Here is a 16,386-nt window from a genome sequence, read left to right on the forward strand (position 1 = left end):
CCGGTCACGCCTGAACCGGTACCCGCTCCTGCCCGCGCCGTCGGCCACGCCGCCCCCCCTTCCCGACCTGATGGTCACCCGGCGGGGGCGGCGGGCGCGGGGAAACCGCTAGTGCGGTGTCCACAAACGTTCACCGGGTTTCCGATGCACCGTTGTGGATCCTCGCCGTGTGGGCGAGCGACTCCCCACCTGGTGGTGGGGCGGGCCTCCGCGGGCCAACTGATCCTCGCGCCGTCAACGCGGGGCGGCGGGGATCACGCCGGGACCGACCGGCACCAGGCAGGTGCCGGCCGGCTCGACGGTGCGTGACCACCTCGGGCAGCACGACGGCTGCTGTGGGGGTGGTGGGTCCGCCACCCGGACTGCGGGTGGCGATGCTGGCGGCCGCGACCAGGTCGCGGTGCCCGGAGAACTGGCAGTGCGGGCAGGACAGGCTCCGCCCGCGCGGTTTCGGCACCCGGCGGTGACAGACAGGGCAGGTGGACGAGGTTCCCCGCTCGTCAACCAACCGGACCGTGATGCCGGCCAAGGTGGCCTTCTCGGTGAGGATCTGCAGGAGCCAGCCGATCTGCCACTGCCGCAGCCGCAGGTTGTGCCGCCGCCCCGCCGCGATGTCCAACACCCCGCGCGGGTCACCGACATGCAGCACACCCACCCGCCGCCGCACCGCCCAGGACACCACCGTGGCGGCGGCTTCGTGCTGGGCCTGACGGACCCTACGCCGGTGCCGGCCCTCCACCAAGCGGGCGCGGCGCCGGTGCTGGCGCCACCGCCGCGACCCCCGCTGACCCGGCTTCGGGGCGCGGCGGGCCACGGCGCGGCGGCGGGCCTTGCTGTCGGCCAGGTGCATGCGGTGCTCCGCGCGGACAGCCCGCCCCGACACCAACAGCCCCTCACCGTCCGGGCCGGCCACCGCATACGGGTGAATGATCCCCACATCCACCCCCGCCACCCGGCCCGGATCCGGCCCTTCACCCGCTGGGTAGGTCGCCACCGGAACCTCGGCGCTCACGTCGAGGAACAGCCGGCCGCCCTCACACAGCAGGGTGACCGAGCGGACCTGCTCGACCGGATACGGCACCTCCCGCGCCAGCCTGACCCACAACGACGACGTGCCCCTAGCCGTGGGAAGGCGGACCCGACGGCCCTGGAGGGTGAAGGTGCCGTGATACCAGCGCACCGGCATCAACGCCCGCCGACGACGCGGAAACCGCACCGACAGGTCCCCGTCCTGGCGGGCTTACGCCGCCGCGAACCACGCATCGGAGAACCGGCGCAACACCGACCTGGCACCTGTGCTGTCCAACTCGCCGAACGTGCCCGGCCCCGACACCGCCAACTCGCGGCACAACTCCTGATAGCCCACCAGCGGTGCATCACCGCGGCGGCGCCGCCACGCGTTGGCCTCCAGGACACACGCCCAGACGTCACCGGCCGAGCGCAGCAATGCGAAACACCGCCGCCGCTGCCCCGCCGTCAACCGCAGAGCTACACGAGCCGTGCGATACACGACCCGAGGCCCGTTGGGATCCCGACGACGAGGCACAACCACACCCAACCCCACGGATACGACAAATCCCGGCAGCAGCCAACCCGGCGAACGTTAGTGGACACCGCACTAGCTGAGCGCCTCGCCGGCCGGGGCGGGGGTCTGCTCGTCGGCGCGGTGCGCGCGGATCTTGTGGCCGACGCTGGTCAGGCAGCGGCCGCTGGGCATGTCGAACTTCCAGCCGTGCAGCTGGCAGGTGAGCTGGTCGCCGTCGACGATGCCGAACCGGCTCAGGTCGGCCTTCAGGTGCGGGCAGCGGCGCTGCACCACCCAGTCGCCGATGGTGATGTCCTCCGCGTCGACGGCCCGCTCGTGCTCGTCGTACCAGCCCTCGGCGTACTGGAGGCGCTCCTCGGAGAGGCACTTGAAGAAGGCGTAGACGAACTCGTTGTACTGGCCGATCCGGGCCGCCGAGAAGCGGCAGGAGAGGAAGAGGGAGTTGACCCAGTCCACCTCTTCGATGTGTAGCAGATGCTCGATCAGCGCCCGCTCGGTACGGAACCGGTAGCGCACCTTCTCGTCCGCGTACGGGCGGACCTCCTTGCCCGGGAAGTCCACCACGATCGACTCGACGCTCTCGCCGTCGTAGCCGACCAGGTCGAAGCGGACCGGGCCGCCGACGCCCTTGGCCAGGTAGATCGACTCGTCCAGCAGCGGCTCGATGCGGCGCTTCATCTCGCCGAGCACGTCCACCTCGGGGTGCCGCCAGGACGCCTTCTCCGCCTCGATGATCGGGCGCTTGCGCTCCCGCATCTCCTCCAGGTGCGCGGTCTTGTTCGCGAAGAACTCCTCCACCGGCACCGGGTGGGTGGTGCTCGCGCCCTCCGTGGTCACCTCGGCGACGCTGCCCGGCAGCAGCACGATGCCGTTGGTGCCGCCCACCTTGGCGTACTCGGCGAGGAAGACCGACTGGTCGGGGAAGATGTTGCCCTCGTCGCCGTGGATGTCGTTGAACTGCCACAGCGCGTCGTCGAGGAAGCACGGCGGGCCGGCGATCGGGAAGACGTGGTCGGCCTTGAGGTCGTCGATGTAGCGCCAGGTGCGGTCGAACTGCCGGTCGCGCTTCTGCTTGCCGAACGCGGTCTTGGCCGCCTGCGGCAGCTCGTAGACCATCGGGTACCAGATCGCGCCGGAGAACTGGAGCAGGTGCGCGTGCACGTGGCCCAGCTCGGCGAAGACGCTCAGGTCCGTCGGGCGGGCGTCGTTCTGGTTGAGCAGCCGGACCCCGTCGTACTCCACCCAGAGCGAGGAGTCGCCGATCGGGCCGTCGGTCGGGCTGGTCAGCGCCTGGATCATGATCTTCAGGCCGCCGTCGAGCTCCACGACCTGCTCGTTCGGGGCCTTGAGGAACTTCGTGAAGCCGAGCGCCCGCAGCTCGTCCTCCATCTCCGAGGTGGGGAACTCGGGGAGGAGCACGGTGGCGTCCTTCGAGACGTACCGCTTGAGGTGGGCGGCGTCGAAGTGGTCCCGGTGCAGGTGCGAGACGTACAGGTAGTCGACGTCGCCGAGCGCCGCCCAGTCGAGCTGGGAGTTGTCCGGGAAGGGGAACCACGAGGCGAAGTAGGCGGGATTGACCCACGGGTCGCACAGGATGCTGCCCGCGGCCGTGTCGATCCGCATGCTGGCATGTCCCGTACCGGTCACTCGCACCGCAGTCCCCCTCAAAACGACAATCAAGGTGTACGTCAGAACGCTACCGGAGGCAGTGTGGTCGCCGACCCGCGACGCCGCCAGAGGCGTTGCGCCCCCGTGGTGGGGGTCATCGGCCCGGTCCGCCCGGCGCTCCCCCGCCCGCGTACCCCCATCAGGCCGGACCCTGCGCCGGGCCCGCCGCGGGGCGTGCCAGACTAACCGGAGATCCGATCGCGAGGGAAGGACCGACAGTGGCAGGAAGCGAGCCGGTAACCGCGCCAGATCAGCACAAGCCCGGGCACCGCAGGTCCGGACGGATCGGCGCGGTGCTCTCCGCGTTGGCGCTGCTGGCGATGCTGTGCGGCAACCACGAGGGCAGGGTCGAGGACATCTGGCTGGTCGGCCTGGCCGTGCTGCTGCTGGCGATCGTCATCGGCGACGCCGTGCTGCGCCGCAACGGCCTGCGCTCCTGACCCGACCGCCGCGCCGGACCACGAACGCGTGAAGGGCCCACCCCCGAGGGGGTGGGCCCTTTTCGTCACGTCGATCCCCGTCGCTCCGGTCCCGTCGCTGCTGTCTCGCCGCGGCGGTCCCCCTCGCGCGGTCAGCGGCCGAAGAGGATGTCCTGCACGTCCTTGAGCGCGGCGTCGACCTCGGCCTCGAAGTAGCCGCCCGGCACCAGCCCGAAGCGCAGGGTGTCCAGGTCCTTCGGGTTCACCGGCATCGGGTTGCGGCCCTGCATGCCGCCGAGCAGCGTCTCGAAGAACCGGTCCACCTGGTCCGGGTCGTATCCGCTGCCGAAGCGACGCACCTGGAAGCTGCGCCGGATCTGGTCGACCCGGTAGAGGTCGCTGCCGGGCGGACCGGCCATCGGCGGGCCGCCCATCGGCGGGCCGCCCACCGGCGGACCGGCCATCGGCGGCGGGCCACCCATCGGCGGGCCACCGAGCGCCGGCTGCGGCATCGGCGGGCCGGCCGGGCCGCGCCCGCGCATGTCGCGCTGGTCCCGCTCCGGCATCCGGATCTCGGCGGTCATGTCGGCCCGGCCGTGCCGGCCCGCCTCGAAACCGTCGAACCGCGGCTCCTCCGGGGCGCCGTAGCCACCCGGCCCCTGGGGCAGGCCGCGCTGCGGCGGACCGCCGTGCCCGCCCGGGCCGCCCGGACCACCGGGACCCATCGGCCCGCCCGGGCCGGGACCACCCGGACCGCGCGGCGCGTCGTAGCCGCCCCGGGGGGCGTCGTACCCGCCGGCGAAGGCGCCGGTGGGCTCGTCGTACCGGTTGCCGTAGCCCTGCGGGCCGGCCTGGGCCGGCATGGCACGCGGCGGGAGCGGCTGCGGCACCGGGGACAGGCCGCGGTGGTCGTCGCGCATCGGCGGGCCGAGGCGGTCGGCGCCCCGCGGGTCGCCGCCGCGACCGCCGAGGCCGCCGCGCTCCTCCAGCTCGGCCAGCTGCCGCTCGACCCGGTCCAGGTGCAGGTCGACCTGCCACTCGTCGTAGCCATTGAAGCGGACCCGGAAGACGACGTCGTGGACCTCCTGGGAGGCCACGGGCGCGCCGACCGGCTGGCCGGCGAGTGTCGCCTCGACCCGGTCCAGGAAGGCGTCCACCTCGTCGACCTTGTATCCCCGGCGGAGCGCCTTACGCCGGAAACGCTGACCCTGACTCGCCACTATGTCTCCTGGTCTCGTCGCTACGCCCGGTCACGCCCGCGCGGCGCATCGGTGTCCCTGTCCTCGGCGGCAGCCAACTGCCCGCACGCGCCGTCGATCTCGCGCCCCCGGGTGTCCCGCACCGTGGTGGACACCCCGGCCTCGCGGAGTCGCCGGACGAACTCGCGCTCGACCGGCTTCGCGCTCGCGTCCCAGCGGCTGCCGGGTGTCGGGTTGAGCGGGATGAGGTTCACGTGGGCCAGCTTGCCGGCCAACAGCCGCCCGAGCAGGTCCGCCCGCCACGGCTGGTCGTTCACGTCCTTGATCATCGCGTACTCGATCGACACGCGGCGCCCCGTCCGGGCCACGTAGTCCCACGCTGCGTCCAGCACCTCGGCTACCTTCCAGCGCTGGTTGACCGGCACGAGTTCGTCGCGCAGATCATCATCGGGCGCGTGCAGCGACAGCGCAAGGGTCACTGAGAGGTCTTCGCTGGCCAGTCGGCGGATGGCCGGAACCAGGCCGACCGTGGAAACGGTGATGTGCCGCTGCGACAGGCCCAGCCCCTCGGGGGCCGGCGCGACCAGCCGACGGATCGCCGCCACCACCCGGTTGTAGTTCGCCAGCGGCTCGCCCATGCCCATGAAGACGACGTGCGACAGCCGCGGCGGCGACCCGGCCACCGCACCCGAGGCCGCGACGCCGGCGAGGTAGACCGCCTGGTCGACGATCTCGGCCGTGGACAGGTTGCGGGTCAGCCCGGCCTGGCCGGTGGCGCAGAACGGGCACGCCATACCGCAGCCGGCCTGACTGGAGATGCAGACGGTGACCCGGTCCGGGTAGCCCATCAGCACGCTCTCCACCAGCGAGCCGTCGTGCAGCCGCCAGAGCGCCTTGCGGGTGGCGCCGTCGTCGCAGGCCAGCTCGCGGACCGGGTTGAGCAGGGTCGGCAGCAGCGCGCCGGCCAGCCGCTCCCGGGTGGCTGCCGGCAGGTCGGTCATCTGCTCCGGGTCGCGCACCAGCCGACCGAAGTAGTGGTTGGAGACCTGCTTCGCGCGGAAGGCCGGCTCGCCCAGCTCGGTCACCAGCGCCTGCCGGCCCGGCAGGTCCAGGTCGGCGAGGTGGCGGGGCGGCATCGCGGGCCGGCGCCCGGGGGCGTCGGGGTCTACGGGGATCACAGGCAGGCTCGTCATGGCCGGTCCAGTCTGACACGCCGACCGGGGAACACAGCCGTCCGGAGGTGCCGAATCGACCCCCACCGGGCGGGCGACACAATCTGCCGGGCGTGATTCATGCCTCAGCCCACCACCGGCACGAAGACCGCCAGCAGCAGGTACGCGGCGGGAACGGCGAAGAGGATCGAGTCGAGCCGGTCCATCAGGCCGCCGTGCCCGGGCAGCAGGTTGCTCATGTCCTTCACGCCCAGGTCACGCTTGATCATGGACTCGCCGAGGTCGCCGAGGACCGCCGCGACGGAGACCGCGACCCCGAAGAGCGCGCCCCACCACGGTGCCAGGTCGAAGAGCAGCCAGAGCAGCACGGCGCTGCCGACCGCCGCCGCCGAGACCGACCCGGCGAAGCCCTCCCAGGACTTCTTCGGGCTGATCGAGGGGGCCATCGGGTGCTTGCCGAAGGACACCCCCGCCGCGTACCCGCCGGTGTCGGAGAGCACCACGGCGACCAGGGTCGCCAGCACCCGCAGGTGGCCGTCGTCGGGCGCCGCCGCGAGCAGCGCCGCGAAGCCGCCGAGGAACGGCACGTAGACCGCGATCAGGGTGGCCGCGGTGAGGTCCCGCTGGAAGCCGCCCGGGCCGTCGCCGAGCCGCCAGATCATCGTGCCCAGCACGGTGACCAGCAGACCCAGGCTGAGCGCGTCCGGCCCGGCGTACCAGGCCAGCCCGATCATCAGCACGCCGCCGGCGATCAGCGGCACCAGCGGTGGGTGGGCGCCGCTGCGGCGTACCGCCCGGGCCATCTCCCAGATGCCCACGCCGATCGCGCCGGCCACCACGGCGAGGAACGCCGGCAGGTAGAAGAAGAGCGGGATCAGGATCAGCGCGCCGAGCCCGAGGCCCACCCCGATGGCGGCCGGCAGGTTACGGCCGGCCCGGCTGGGCGCCGACTGCCCGGTCGCCGGCCGGTCCGCGCTGGCCCGACGCCGGCCGGGCTGCCGCCGGCCGGGGGGCCGCTGCGGGTCGCGCTCCGGCTCGCCGGCCTCCCGCACCGGGGGGAACTGGGAGGTCGGCACGTCGTCGTCGCGCACCGGCGGGAGCGAGGAGGTGGGCATGTCGTCGTCGCGCGGCGGGCGCCCCGGACCGCGCCGGTCGTACCCGTCGTCGTAGGCCCCGTAGCGGTCGGCGTCGTGGCGGTCGTACGGGCCGCCGTGCCCGTCGTACGGGTCGAGGGCGGGCTCGTCGTACCGGCGGGCGGTCGGCCGGGGGCGGGCCTGCGGCCCGGCGTACAGGTCGGCGCCGGACTGCCGGTTCCACGGGCCGGTGGGCTCGACGTCACGCTCCGGCCAGGGCAGCGCGGGCGGGCGTTCGGGTCGGTCCCAGCCGCGAGGCTCGGTGCCGCCGTAGGGGTCGGGGTGGGACATCACGCACCGTGCGGGAACGGTACGAGTTCCACCACATGCCGCAAGACCAAGGCCATCCCCTACACGCGTGACTGTTCCGTCCGGTTGACCGGCCCGACGGCCGGCCGATTCCCCCCGTTCACCGCGCGGTGGCCGGGAATCGTGCCGAGCCTACTGCACGGGGCGGCCGGGGGCGGCGGACGAGGCCAGCCGGCCACCGGCAGCCGGGCGCAGCCACGGTACGGCGCCGGCGAGATCACCTGCGACGGCGGCACCACGAGCCTCGCGATGAGCTTCTACCGGCCGACCCGGTCCTGCATTCGGGGCGGGCCGTCGTGCGGTTCGAGCTGCACGACGCGTACCAGGGGACGACGCTGATTGAGACGACCCGGAACGTGCGGATCTCGCGCTGAACGAGGCGAGGCCCGCTCCCCGGATGCGGGGGGCGGGCCTCGGTGGCGTCCGGGACGGGGTGTCCCGTCCGGGCGGCTACACCTCGAGCAGCTCGGTCTCCTTGTGCTTGACCAGCTCGTCGACGCTGGCCACGTACCGCTGGGTCAGGTCGTCGAGCTCCTTCTCGGCGCGGCGGCCCTCGTCCTCGCCGACCTCGCCGTCCTTGACGAGCCGGTCCAGCTCTTCCTTGCCCTTGCGGCGGATGTTGCGGATGGCCACCTTGGCCTCCTCACCCTTGTGCCGGGCCACCTTGATCATCTCGCGGCGGCGCTCCTCGGTCATCTGGGGGAGCAGGATGCGCAGCTGGTTGCCCTCGTTGTTCGGGTTCACGCCGAGGTCGGAGTCGCGGATCGCCTTCTCCATGGCGTTGATCTGCGAGTTGTCGTACGGCTTGATGATCACCATGCGCGGCTCGGGAACCCCGATGGAGGCCATCTGGGGCAGCGGGGTGGGGGTGCCGTAGTAGTCGATGACGACCTTGGAGAACATGGCGGCGTTGGCGCGGCCGGTGCGGATGGCGCCGAACTCTTCCTTGGCGTGCTCGATGGCACGGTCCATCTTCTCTTCGGCCTCGAGGAGGGTGTCGTCGATCACCGGTCTCCTCGCCTCCTTCTGTTACTCGTGGTGGGCTCTGCTGCTGTCCGTCGGAGGACCGCCGAGACGGTCGGCCGGGGGAGTTCAGGCGGTGATCAGGGTACCGATCTTGTCGCCGCCGACGGCGCGAATGATCGTGTCGTCGCCCTGGGCGCCGAAGACCAGCATCGGCAGGCCGTTCTCCATGCAGAGGCTGAACGCGGCGGCGTCGGCCACCCGCAGGTTGCGGCGCAGCACCTCGGAGAAGGTGATCGAGTCGAACTTGCTGGCGGAGGGGTCGATCCGGGGGTCGGCGGTGTAGACGCCGTCGACGCCGTTCTTGCTCATCAGCACCACGTCGGCGCGGATCTCCAGCGCGCGCTGGGCGGCAACCGTGTCGGTGGAGAAGTACGGCATGCCGGCGCCCGCGCCGAAGATGACCACGCGGCCCTTCTCCAGGTGCCGGATGGCGCGCAGCGGGATGTACGGCTCGGCGACCTGGGCCATCGTGATCGCGCTCTGCACGCGGGTCTCGATGCCCTCCTTCTCCAGGAAGTCCTGGAGGGCGAGGCAGTTCATCACGGTGCCGAGCATGCCCATGTAGTCGGCCCGGGCCCGGTCCATGCCGCGCTTCTGCAGCTCGGCGCCGCGGAAGAAGTTACCGCCGCCGACCACCACGGAGACCTGCACGCCGTGGCGGACCACGGTGGCGATCTGCCGGGCGATGGCCTGTACGACGTCCGGGTCGACGCCGATCGCCCCGCCGCCGAAGACCTCGCCGGAGAGCTTCAGCACCACCCGGCGGGCCCGCCCGGGCGGCGGCGCCGTCGGGTCGTCCGCTTCCAGGCTCCGGTCACTCACAACCTGTGTCATCCGCCCCGCCCTTCCCCGCGCGCACGTCCTGCACGCCATGTACCCCGCAACTGCCGCTGCCGACCCTATGTGACGAGGAGGCCGCGGTGCCTGTCACGTACACCGGCGGCCTCCTCGTCGACGTTTCCTGCCCTCGGGCGCGTCACACGCCCGATCCGGCGGCTCAGGCCTGGCCGACCTCGAACCGCAGGAAGCGGGTCACCTCGATGCCGGCCTCGGCCAGCACCTGCTTCACCGTCTTCTTGTTGTCGGCCACCGACGCCTGCTCGACGAGGACGTAGTCCTTGAAGAAGGCGTTGACCCGACCCTCGACGATCTTCGGCAGCGCCGCCTCGGGCTTGTTCTCCTCGCGGGCGGTCTGCTCGGCGATGCGCCGCTCGGACTCGACGACCTCGGCCGGCACCTCGTCCCGGGTGAGGTACTTCGGCCGCATGGCGGCGATCTGCATGGCGGCGCCGCGCGCGTCGGCGTCACCGGCCTCGTCGGTCTGGCCGGCGTACTCCACCAGCACGCCGACGGCCGGCGGCAGGTCCTGGCTCTTGCGGTGCAGGTAGACCGCGACGTTGCCGTCCAGCTTGGCGAAGCGGTTGAGCACCAGCTTCTCGCCGATCTTGGCGGACTGCTCCTGGATCAGGTCGGCGACGGTCTTGCCGTCCAGCTCGGAGGCGAGCAGCTCCTCGGCGTTGCTGACGCCGCTGCGCTCGCCGTGCTCGACCAGCTGCTGGGCCAGGGCGACGAACGCCTCGTTCTTGGCGACGAAGTCGGTCTCGCAGTTGAGCTCCAGCAGGGCCTTGCCGGAGTGGGCGATCAGGCCGTTGGCGGCGGTACGGCCGGCCCGCTTGCCCACGTCCTTGGCGCCCTTGACACGCAGGATCTCGACGGCCTTGTCGAAGTCGCCCTCGGCCTCGGTCAGCGCCTTCTTGCAGTCCATCATGCCGGCGCCGGTGAGGTCGCGGAGCTTCTTGACGTCCGCGGCGGTGAAGTTGGACATGGCTCTCTCTTCGATGTCGGAACTGCGGGGTGGGATGGTCTGGGTGCCGGTTACCCGGATCCGGGCCGGATGTGCCCGGCGTACCCGCCGCTCCCCACCGTCGGTGAAAACGGACGGTGGGGAAGCGGCGGTGCGGTCACTCCGCGGCGGCGGTCGCCGGCTGCTCGGCCGGCTGCTCAACCTGCTGCGCCGGCTGCTCGTCGGCCTTCTTCGGCTCCTCGAGCAGCTCGCGCTCCCACTCGGCCAGCGGCTCGTCGGCGCCGACCTGGCCCGGCTCGGGCTTCTCGTCGGTGCCCCGGCGGCGGCCGGAGCGGGCGATCAGACCGTCGGCGACGGCGGCGGCCACGACCCTGGTCAGCAGCTCGGCCGAGCGGATCGCGTCGTCGTTGCCCGGGATCGGGAAGTCGACCTCGTCCGGGTCGCAGTTGGTGTCGAGCACCGCGATCACCGGGATGCCCAGCTTGCGGGCCTCGTCGACGGCGATGTGCTCCTTCTTGGTGTCGACCACCCAGATCGCGGCCGGGAGCTTCTGCATGTCCCGCAGACCACCGAGGGTCTTGGTGAGCTTGGTCTTCTCGCGGAAGAGCTGCAGGGTCTCCTTCTTGGTGTAACCCGCGGCGGTGCCGGTCAGGTCACCCAGGGCCTCCAGCTCCTTCATCCGCTGAAGGCGCTTGTACACCGTCTGGAAGTTGGTCAGCATGCCACCGAGCCAGCGGTGGTTGACGTACGGCTGGCCGACCCGGGTCGCCTGCTCGGCGATGGCCTCCTGGGCCTGCTTCTTGGTGCCGACGAAGAGGATGCTGCCACCCTCGGCGACGGTCCCACGCACGAACTCGTAGGCCTTCTCGATGTAGTCGAGGGTCTGGCGCAGGTCGATGATGTAGATACCGTTGCGCTCGGTGAAGATGAAGCGCTTCATCTTCGGGTTCCAGCGCCGGGTCTGGTGCCCGAAGTGGACACCGCTCTCCAGCAGCTGACGCATGGTCACGACGGCCATGGTGGGTACTCCTATTGTCCCTGGTTGTCCCGTCCGGCCGGCGGCCGGACGCCTGGCGCCCGGTCGTCGGCCATGACGGACCCGACCAAGATCGGGACCAGGGAGGCCGCCGCCCCACGACGAACCGTGGAGAGGGCGCGCGAGGTCGACCGCGCGAGGCGGTCGCCAGTCGACCAGTGTACGCGCCTGTCGCGCCGCCGAGCTGGCGGGTGCGCGAACCCGCCGGTCCGATGCTCCCGTCGCGAATTCGGACGCGGCACGCCGACCGGGATCTCCGGCACCTGCTCCGCACCGCACCGACCTGGGCCCTGGGAGGGCGGCCGCCGGCCGGCTCGGGTCGGCCGGCGGCGTCCCGCCCGCGTCAGCCGGCGGCGGGCGCGCTGCGCCCGGGTCAGCCGGCGGCGAGCGCGGCGGCGAGGAAGAGCACCAGCCCGACGGTCAGGTAGGCGGTCGGCGGGCGCAGCCAGCCCCGCGCCCCGTCGGCCATCGCCAGGCCGCCGGTGCGCAGCCCGTACAGGCCGGCGGCGAAGATCGGCAGCCCGGTGACGAGGAAGGTGCCGACGACGACGTGCGACGTCGAGACCGGGTCGCCGGTCAGGCCGTGCAGCAGCACCCGCAGCGCGGGGAGCTCGAAGACCAGCACCAGCAGGACGAGGAGCACCGCCAGCGCCGGCCGGCGGGTCCGGTAGACGCCGTCGGAGGGCCCGCCGGCCGGACGGTACGCCGCCTCGGGGCCCACCGCGCCGTCCAGGCGGGGCATGACCGGAGGCATCGGGCCGGTCGGCATCTCCAGCGGGTGCGCCGGCTCGGCGGGGCGGGCCGGCTCGACGATCGGGTACCCGCCCAGCGGGGCGGACCGGACCCGATCCGGCCGCTCCCCCGCCTCCACGCCGGCCGACCCGGGGCCGCCGAGTCGGTCGACACCGCTGGTCAGCGGCCCGGCACCGGTGGTGGAGAGCCGGTCGACGGAGGTCAGCGGGCCCGCGCCGGTGGTGGTGAGGGGGTCGGCGGTCTCCCGGGCCGCCCGCCGGCCGGGGCGGTCGCCCGGCAGCTCGCCAGAGACGTCGGGGTCGTCGGCACGGCGTGAGCGGGTCGCGCGGTATCCCTCGGACTCGCCCCGGGAGTCTCCGAGCGGGTCCGCCGCGCCGTAACGCCCGGTCTGGCCGTACCGTCCGGGGCCGCCCGGATCGGCGAACCGGCCCTCCTCCGCGGCGCGCTGCTCGGGGGTCGGGTACTCGTCATCCCGGGTGCGGGACTCGCCCGCGCCGCGCCAGTCCGGCTCGCCGTAGCCGCGCTCCTGCCCGGCGGGATACCAGCGCGACTCCTGATCTTCGGGATAGCTCCGTCGTGCGTCCACGTCCGGCACCGTATGCGACCCACCCCACCGGCGCCATCCGTCCCTCCCGGCACAGGTCCGGGCTCTTCGGCGGCGGAGCCCTCCCCTGCCTGCGGCGGCCGGGCCCCTAGCACGGGACACCCATGATCGTCCGCCTGTCCACAGGCCGGCTCGTCGTCCACAGGCACCCCGCCGCCGGCCCCGGCGCGGCCGCCGGCCGGACCACCCTGACCGGCATGACGAAGCGGAACCAGGCGGTCGGCGCGTACGGCGAGCGGTGCGCCGTCCGGCACCTGATCGGGGCCGGGCTGCGGCCGGTAGCCCGCAACTGGCGCTGCCCGGACGGGGAGATCGACATCATCGCCTGGGACGGCCGGGTGCTCGCCTTCTGCGAGGTGAAGACCAGACGCACCGACGACTACGGCACCCCGGCCGAGGCGGTCGTGCCGGCCAAGGCCCGCCGGTTGCGCGGGCTCGCCGCCCGCTGGCTGGCCGAGAGCGGGGTCGACGCCGACGAGGTGCGCTTCGACGTGCTGGCGGTCCGGCTGTCCGCCGCCGGCGCGGCCCGCGTCGAGCACCTCAAGGGGGCGTTCTGATGCGTACGCCGGGGGTGCTGGCGTGAGCTACGCCAAGGTGTTCAGCGTGGGGCTGGTCGGGGTCACCGGCCACCTGGTCGAGGTGGAGGCCGACCTGGCCGCCGGGCTACCGGCGGTGGTCATCTCCGGCCTGCCCGACAGCGCCCTGCACGAGGCGCGCGACCGGGTACGGGCCGCGATCGTCAACTCGGGTCAGCGCTGGCCCAACCGGCGGATCACGCTCAACCTGCTGCCCGCGACGATGCCCAAGTACGGCTCCGCCTTCGACCTGGCCATCGCGGCGGCGGTGCTGGGCGGCTCCGGAGAGCTGCCCCTGGTGCCGCTGGACGGCGTGGTGATCCTCGGCGAGCTGGGCCTGGACGGGACGGTCCGGCCGGTGCGCGGGGTGCTGCCGATGGTGGCGGCCGCGGCCCGGGCCGGGCGGGACCGGGTGATCGTGCCGGTGGAGAACGCCGCCGAGGCGGCGGTCATCCCCGGGATCCGGGTCCGGGCGGTCGACACGCTGCACCGGCTGGCCTGCTTCGTCCGCGACGGCAGCCCGCTGATCGAGCCGCCCGCCACGCCGGCGCCGCCCCCGGTCGACGGCCCGGATCTGGCCGAGGTGGCGGGGCAGGCGCTGGGCCGCCGGGCGCTGGAGGTGGCCGCCGCGGGCGGGCACCACCTCGCCCTGCTGGGGCCGCCCGGCGCGGGCAAGACCATGCTCGCCGAGCGGCTCCCCTCGATCCTGCCGGAGCTGGACGACGCCGCCGCGCTTGAGGTCACCGCGCTGCACTCGATCGCCGGGCTGCTCCCGCCGGGCGGCCGGCTGCTGCGCCGGCCGCCGTTCCAGGCGCCGCACCACACGGCGACCATCCCCTCCCTGGTCGGGGGCGGGTCCGGGCTGGCCCGGCCGGGAGCCGTTTCGCTGGCCCACCGGGGCGTGCTCTTTCTCGACGAGGCGCCCGAGTTCAGCAAGGGCGCGCTGGAGGCGCTGCGGCAACCGCTGGAGCATGGCCGGATCCAGCTGGCCCGCAGTGGGGGCGGCACCGAGTACCCGGCCCGCAGCCAACTGGTGCTGGCCGCCAATCCGTGCCCGTGCGCGAAGCCGGCCGGCGACGCGTACTGCGAGTGCAGTCCGCTGGCCCGGCGGCGGTACCTGGGCCGGCTCTCCGGGCCGTTGCTAGACCGGATCGACGTGCAGGTGAAGCTGCTGCCGGTGCGGGCGGCGGAGCTGATGGAGGCCGCCGTGGCCAGCGAGTCCTCGGCGACCGTGGCGGCCCGGGTCGCCACGGCCCGGCAGGCCGCGGCGGTGCGCTGGGCTCCGGTGGGCCGCCGGCTCAACGCCGAGATCCCCGGCCCGCACCTGCGACAGCCGCCCTGGCGGCTGCCCGCCCGGGACACCGCCGAGCTGCGCGGCCGGCTGGACTCGGGGGCCGTCTCGGCCCGTGGCTTCGACCGGATCATCCGGCTGGCCTGGACCATCGCGGACCTCGACGGGCGGGCCAGGCCGCAGCGCGAGGACGTGTTGGAGGCCATCCAGCTCAGGACGGGAGAGGGAGCATGAGCACCAGCGAGGAGCGGCTGCTGGCCCGGGTGGCGCTGACCTGGCTCACCGAGCCGGGCACCCGGTCGGTGCACCGGCTGGTCCAGCAGCTCGGTCCGGTGGCGGCGCTGGACCTGCTGCTCGACGGGGGCGCGCCGGAGGCGAGCCTGCGTACGGCGGTGTCGGCGCGCACGGCCGGCGAGGACGCCCGCGCCGTCGCCGCCGACGCGCTCGCCCGCACCGAGCGGATCGGTGCCCGCCTCCTCACGCCCGAGGACGAGGAGTGGCCCGCTCGCCTGGACGACCTGCGCCGGCTGGTGCTGTCCGGAACGAGCCGGCGGGTCGATTTGGAGACCGCCCCGCCGCTCTGCTTCTGGGTACGCGGCGGCTGGCCGCTCGGCGAGGCGCTGGACCGCTCCGTCGCGGTGGTCGGCGCGCGGGCCGCCACCGGGTACGGCCTGCACGTCGCCACCGAGATCGGGTACGGGCTGGCCGAGCGGGACTGGACCGTGGTCTCCGGCGGGGCGTTCGGCATCGACGCGGCGGCGCACCGGGGCGCGTTGACCGCCGGCGGGCTGACGGTGGCCGTGCTGGCCTGTGGCGTCGACCGGCCCTACCCGATGGGCAACGCCGCCCTGTTCGACCGGATCGCCGAGACCGGGCTGCTGGTCAGCGAGTGGATGCCCGGCGCCGACCCGCTGCGGCCGAGGTTCCTGATCCGCAACCGGGTGATCGCCGCCGCCACCCGGGGGACGGTGCTGGTGGAGGCGGCGGCCCGCAGCGGCGCGACGCAGACGGTGAACCGGGCGATCGCGATGGACCGGCGGGCGATGGTGGTGCCGGGCCCGGTCACCTCGGCGATGTCAGTCGGGGCGCACGAGGTGCTGCGGGAGCAGCCGGCCGCGCGGCTGGTGACCGGGGTGCCGCACGTGCTGGAGGAGGTCGGCCGGATCGGGACCGACCTGGCCCCGCCGGCACGAGGGCCGGAGCGCCCGGGTGACCTGCTCGACGACGAGGCGACCATGGTGCTGGAGTCGCTGCCCCGGCGTGGGGTGGTCGGGCTCGACGCGCTCGCCGCGCGGGCCGGGGTCGACATACGGACGGCGATGCGGAAGCTCTCCCTGCTGGAGGAGTTGGCGCTGGTGCTTCGCCGGGACGGCGGGTACGCCCTGGCGCGGCCCGCCACGTCGGCGCGCGCCCCCGCCGGCCCGGGGCGAGAGACCAGAGGCTGATTGGCTCAGTCCCCCTCGAACCGGATCTCCAGGTCGCGCTCGTGTACGCACCGGCGGACCAGCACCGCGACCCGCCGCACCTGCGCGGTCTCGGCCGGAGTGCGGGCGGCCTCGACCAGGCAGTCCAGTTCGGTCAGGAGCTGGGGTGCCCGCTCCGCCCCGACCACCAGCTCACCGAGCGGGTCGACCCGGTCCAGCGTCGGGGTGCGTCCGCCGCCCCGACCCCGCTTCAGCAAATCGAGCAGCAGGTCGTCGGGGTCGGGCACCACCTGCGCCGCGACCGGGGACGGCCGACGGCCGGGGCCGCCACGGACCAGCCGGTAGAGGACGACGTCCAGGCCCATGAGCGGTCCCCTCCTCCCGTCGGCGTCTCCGCCGAGGCAACCGGGCGACGGCGCACGCGCCG

The 16,386-nt window shown here is 73.6% G+C and carries 14 protein-coding genes and 1 pseudogene; 4 read left to right on the forward strand and 11 right to left on the reverse strand.

All coding sequences use genetic code 11. The annotated features are described in order from the left end of the window. Window positions 1-130: 130 nt before the first annotated feature. Together ACTMS9_RS18895 and ACTMS9_RS18900 are read right to left on the reverse strand one after the other, a co-directional pair. Window positions 131-1,186, reverse strand: coding sequence for an RNA-guided endonuclease InsQ/TnpB family protein (locus tag ACTMS9_RS18895; RefSeq protein ID WP_441145000.1), 1,056 nt, complete (start codon window positions 1,184-1,186; stop codon window positions 131-133). A gap of 432 nt (window positions 1,187-1,618) precedes the next feature. Beyond that, a complete protein-coding gene (locus ACTMS9_RS18900) occupies window positions 1,619-3,199 on the reverse strand; it encodes a Rieske 2Fe-2S domain-containing protein (protein WP_441144475.1) in 1,581 nt (526 codons plus the stop codon). Window positions 3,200-3,432: 233 nt separating this feature from the next. Here ACTMS9_RS18900 and ACTMS9_RS18905 point away from each other — a divergent pair, with 233 nt between their 5' ends. Continuing rightward, window positions 3,433-3,654 carry a DUF2631 domain-containing protein gene (locus ACTMS9_RS18905; RefSeq protein WP_154943497.1) on the forward strand — a complete coding sequence of 74 codons (222 nt, stop codon included), beginning with the start codon at window positions 3,433-3,435 and terminating at the stop codon, window positions 3,652-3,654. A gap of 131 nt (window positions 3,655-3,785) precedes the next feature. Here ACTMS9_RS18905 and ACTMS9_RS18910 read toward each other — a convergent pair whose 3' ends face one another. The 8 genes and pseudogenes from ACTMS9_RS18910 to ACTMS9_RS18945 form a co-directional block, all read right to left on the reverse strand. After that, window positions 3,786-4,853 (reverse strand): DivIVA domain-containing protein, encoded by a 1,068-nt coding sequence (locus tag ACTMS9_RS18910; protein WP_441144478.1) that lies wholly within the window; start codon window positions 4,851-4,853, stop codon window positions 3,786-3,788. A 20-nt stretch (window positions 4,854-4,873) separates the two neighbouring features. Then, entirely contained in the window at window positions 4,874-6,025 is a 1,152-nt protein-coding gene (rlmN, locus tag ACTMS9_RS18915; protein WP_154943493.1) for a 23S rRNA (adenine(2503)-C(2))-methyltransferase RlmN, read from the reverse strand. Window positions 6,026-6,129: 104 nt separating this feature from the next. Next, on the reverse strand, window positions 6,130-7,428 hold the full coding sequence (locus tag ACTMS9_RS18920; RefSeq protein WP_441144480.1) for a phosphatidate cytidylyltransferase: 1,299 nt from the start codon (window positions 7,426-7,428) through the stop codon (window positions 6,130-6,132). 468 nt (window positions 7,429-7,896) lie between these two features. Next, a complete protein-coding gene (gene frr, locus ACTMS9_RS18925; protein ID WP_210778183.1) occupies window positions 7,897-8,454 on the reverse strand; it encodes a ribosome recycling factor in 558 nt (185 codons plus the stop codon). Window positions 8,455-8,538: 84 nt separating this feature from the next. Next, a complete protein-coding gene (pyrH, locus tag ACTMS9_RS18930) occupies window positions 8,539-9,306 on the reverse strand; it encodes a UMP kinase (RefSeq protein ID WP_441144482.1) in 768 nt (255 codons plus the stop codon). Window positions 9,307-9,469: 163 nt separating this feature from the next. Then, window positions 9,470-10,297 carry a translation elongation factor Ts gene (gene tsf, locus ACTMS9_RS18935; protein WP_441144484.1) on the reverse strand — a complete coding sequence of 276 codons (828 nt, stop codon included), beginning with the start codon at window positions 10,295-10,297 and terminating at the stop codon, window positions 9,470-9,472. A gap of 136 nt (window positions 10,298-10,433) precedes the next feature. Continuing rightward, on the reverse strand, window positions 10,434-11,294 hold the full coding sequence (rpsB, locus tag ACTMS9_RS18940) for a 30S ribosomal protein S2 (protein ID WP_441165592.1): 861 nt from the start codon (window positions 11,292-11,294) through the stop codon (window positions 10,434-10,436). Window positions 11,295-11,685: 391 nt separating this feature from the next. After that, window positions 11,686-12,688, reverse strand: a pseudogene (locus tag ACTMS9_RS18945) (hypothetical protein). Window positions 12,689-12,866: 178 nt separating this feature from the next. Between ACTMS9_RS18945 and ACTMS9_RS18950 the strand changes: the two are divergent. The 3 genes from ACTMS9_RS18950 to ACTMS9_RS18960 are packed head-to-tail and all read left to right on the forward strand — an operon-like array spanning window position 12,867 to window position 15,980. Next, entirely contained in the window at window positions 12,867-13,226 is a 360-nt protein-coding gene (locus ACTMS9_RS18950) for a YraN family protein (protein ID WP_350798511.1), read from the forward strand. A 22-nt stretch (window positions 13,227-13,248) separates the two neighbouring features. Then, on the forward strand, window positions 13,249-14,769 hold the full coding sequence (locus ACTMS9_RS18955; RefSeq protein WP_441144488.1) for a YifB family Mg chelatase-like AAA ATPase: 1,521 nt from the start codon (window positions 13,249-13,251) through the stop codon (window positions 14,767-14,769). After that, window positions 14,766-15,980, forward strand: coding sequence for a DNA-processing protein DprA (locus ACTMS9_RS18960; RefSeq protein WP_441144489.1), 1,215 nt, complete (start codon window positions 14,766-14,768; stop codon window positions 15,978-15,980). The genes ACTMS9_RS18955 and ACTMS9_RS18960 overlap by 4 nt, the downstream gene beginning before the upstream one ends. A 5-nt stretch (window positions 15,981-15,985) precedes the next feature. On the opposite strand, the gene ACTMS9_RS18965 is transcribed toward ACTMS9_RS18960, so the two are convergent. Continuing rightward, complete coding sequence (locus tag ACTMS9_RS18965) at window positions 15,986-16,324, reverse strand: hypothetical protein (protein ID WP_357612605.1); 339 nt, start codon at window positions 16,322-16,324, stop codon at window positions 15,986-15,988. Window positions 16,325-16,386 lie beyond the last annotated feature (62 nt).

This window comes from Micromonospora sp. L31, assembly GCF_052068075.1.
In the GTDB taxonomy this organism is placed as follows: domain Bacteria; phylum Actinomycetota; class Actinomycetes; order Mycobacteriales; family Micromonosporaceae; genus Micromonospora; species Micromonospora purpureochromogenes.

Bases quoted from the DNA above. Each gene is read 5' to 3' on its own strand.
- ACTMS9_RS18895 (WP_441145000.1), bottom strand. From the start codon at position 1,186: ATGCCGGTGCGCTGGTATCACGGCACCTTCACCCTCCAGGGCCGTCGG.
- rlmN (WP_154943493.1), bottom strand. From the start codon at position 6,025: ATGACGAGCCTGCCTGTGATCCCCGTAGACCCCGACGCCCCCGGGCGC.
- ACTMS9_RS18920 (WP_441144480.1), bottom strand. From the start codon at position 7,428: ATGTCCCACCCCGACCCCTACGGCGGCACCGAGCCTCGCGGCTGGGAC.
- pyrH (WP_441144482.1), bottom strand. From the start codon at position 9,306: ATGACACAGGTTGTGAGTGACCGGAGCCTGGAAGCGGACGACCCGACG.
- tsf (WP_441144484.1), bottom strand. From the start codon at position 10,297: ATGTCCAACTTCACCGCCGCGGACGTCAAGAAGCTCCGCGACCTCACC.
- rpsB (WP_441165592.1), bottom strand. From the start codon at position 11,294: ATGGCCGTCGTGACCATGCGTCAGCTGCTGGAGAGCGGTGTCCACTTC.
- ACTMS9_RS18950 (WP_350798511.1), top strand. From the start codon at position 12,867: ATGACGAAGCGGAACCAGGCGGTCGGCGCGTACGGCGAGCGGTGCGCC.
- ACTMS9_RS18960 (WP_441144489.1), top strand. From the start codon at position 14,766: ATGAGCACCAGCGAGGAGCGGCTGCTGGCCCGGGTGGCGCTGACCTGG.
- ACTMS9_RS18965 (WP_357612605.1), bottom strand. From the start codon at position 16,324: ATGGGCCTGGACGTCGTCCTCTACCGGCTGGTCCGTGGCGGCCCCGGC.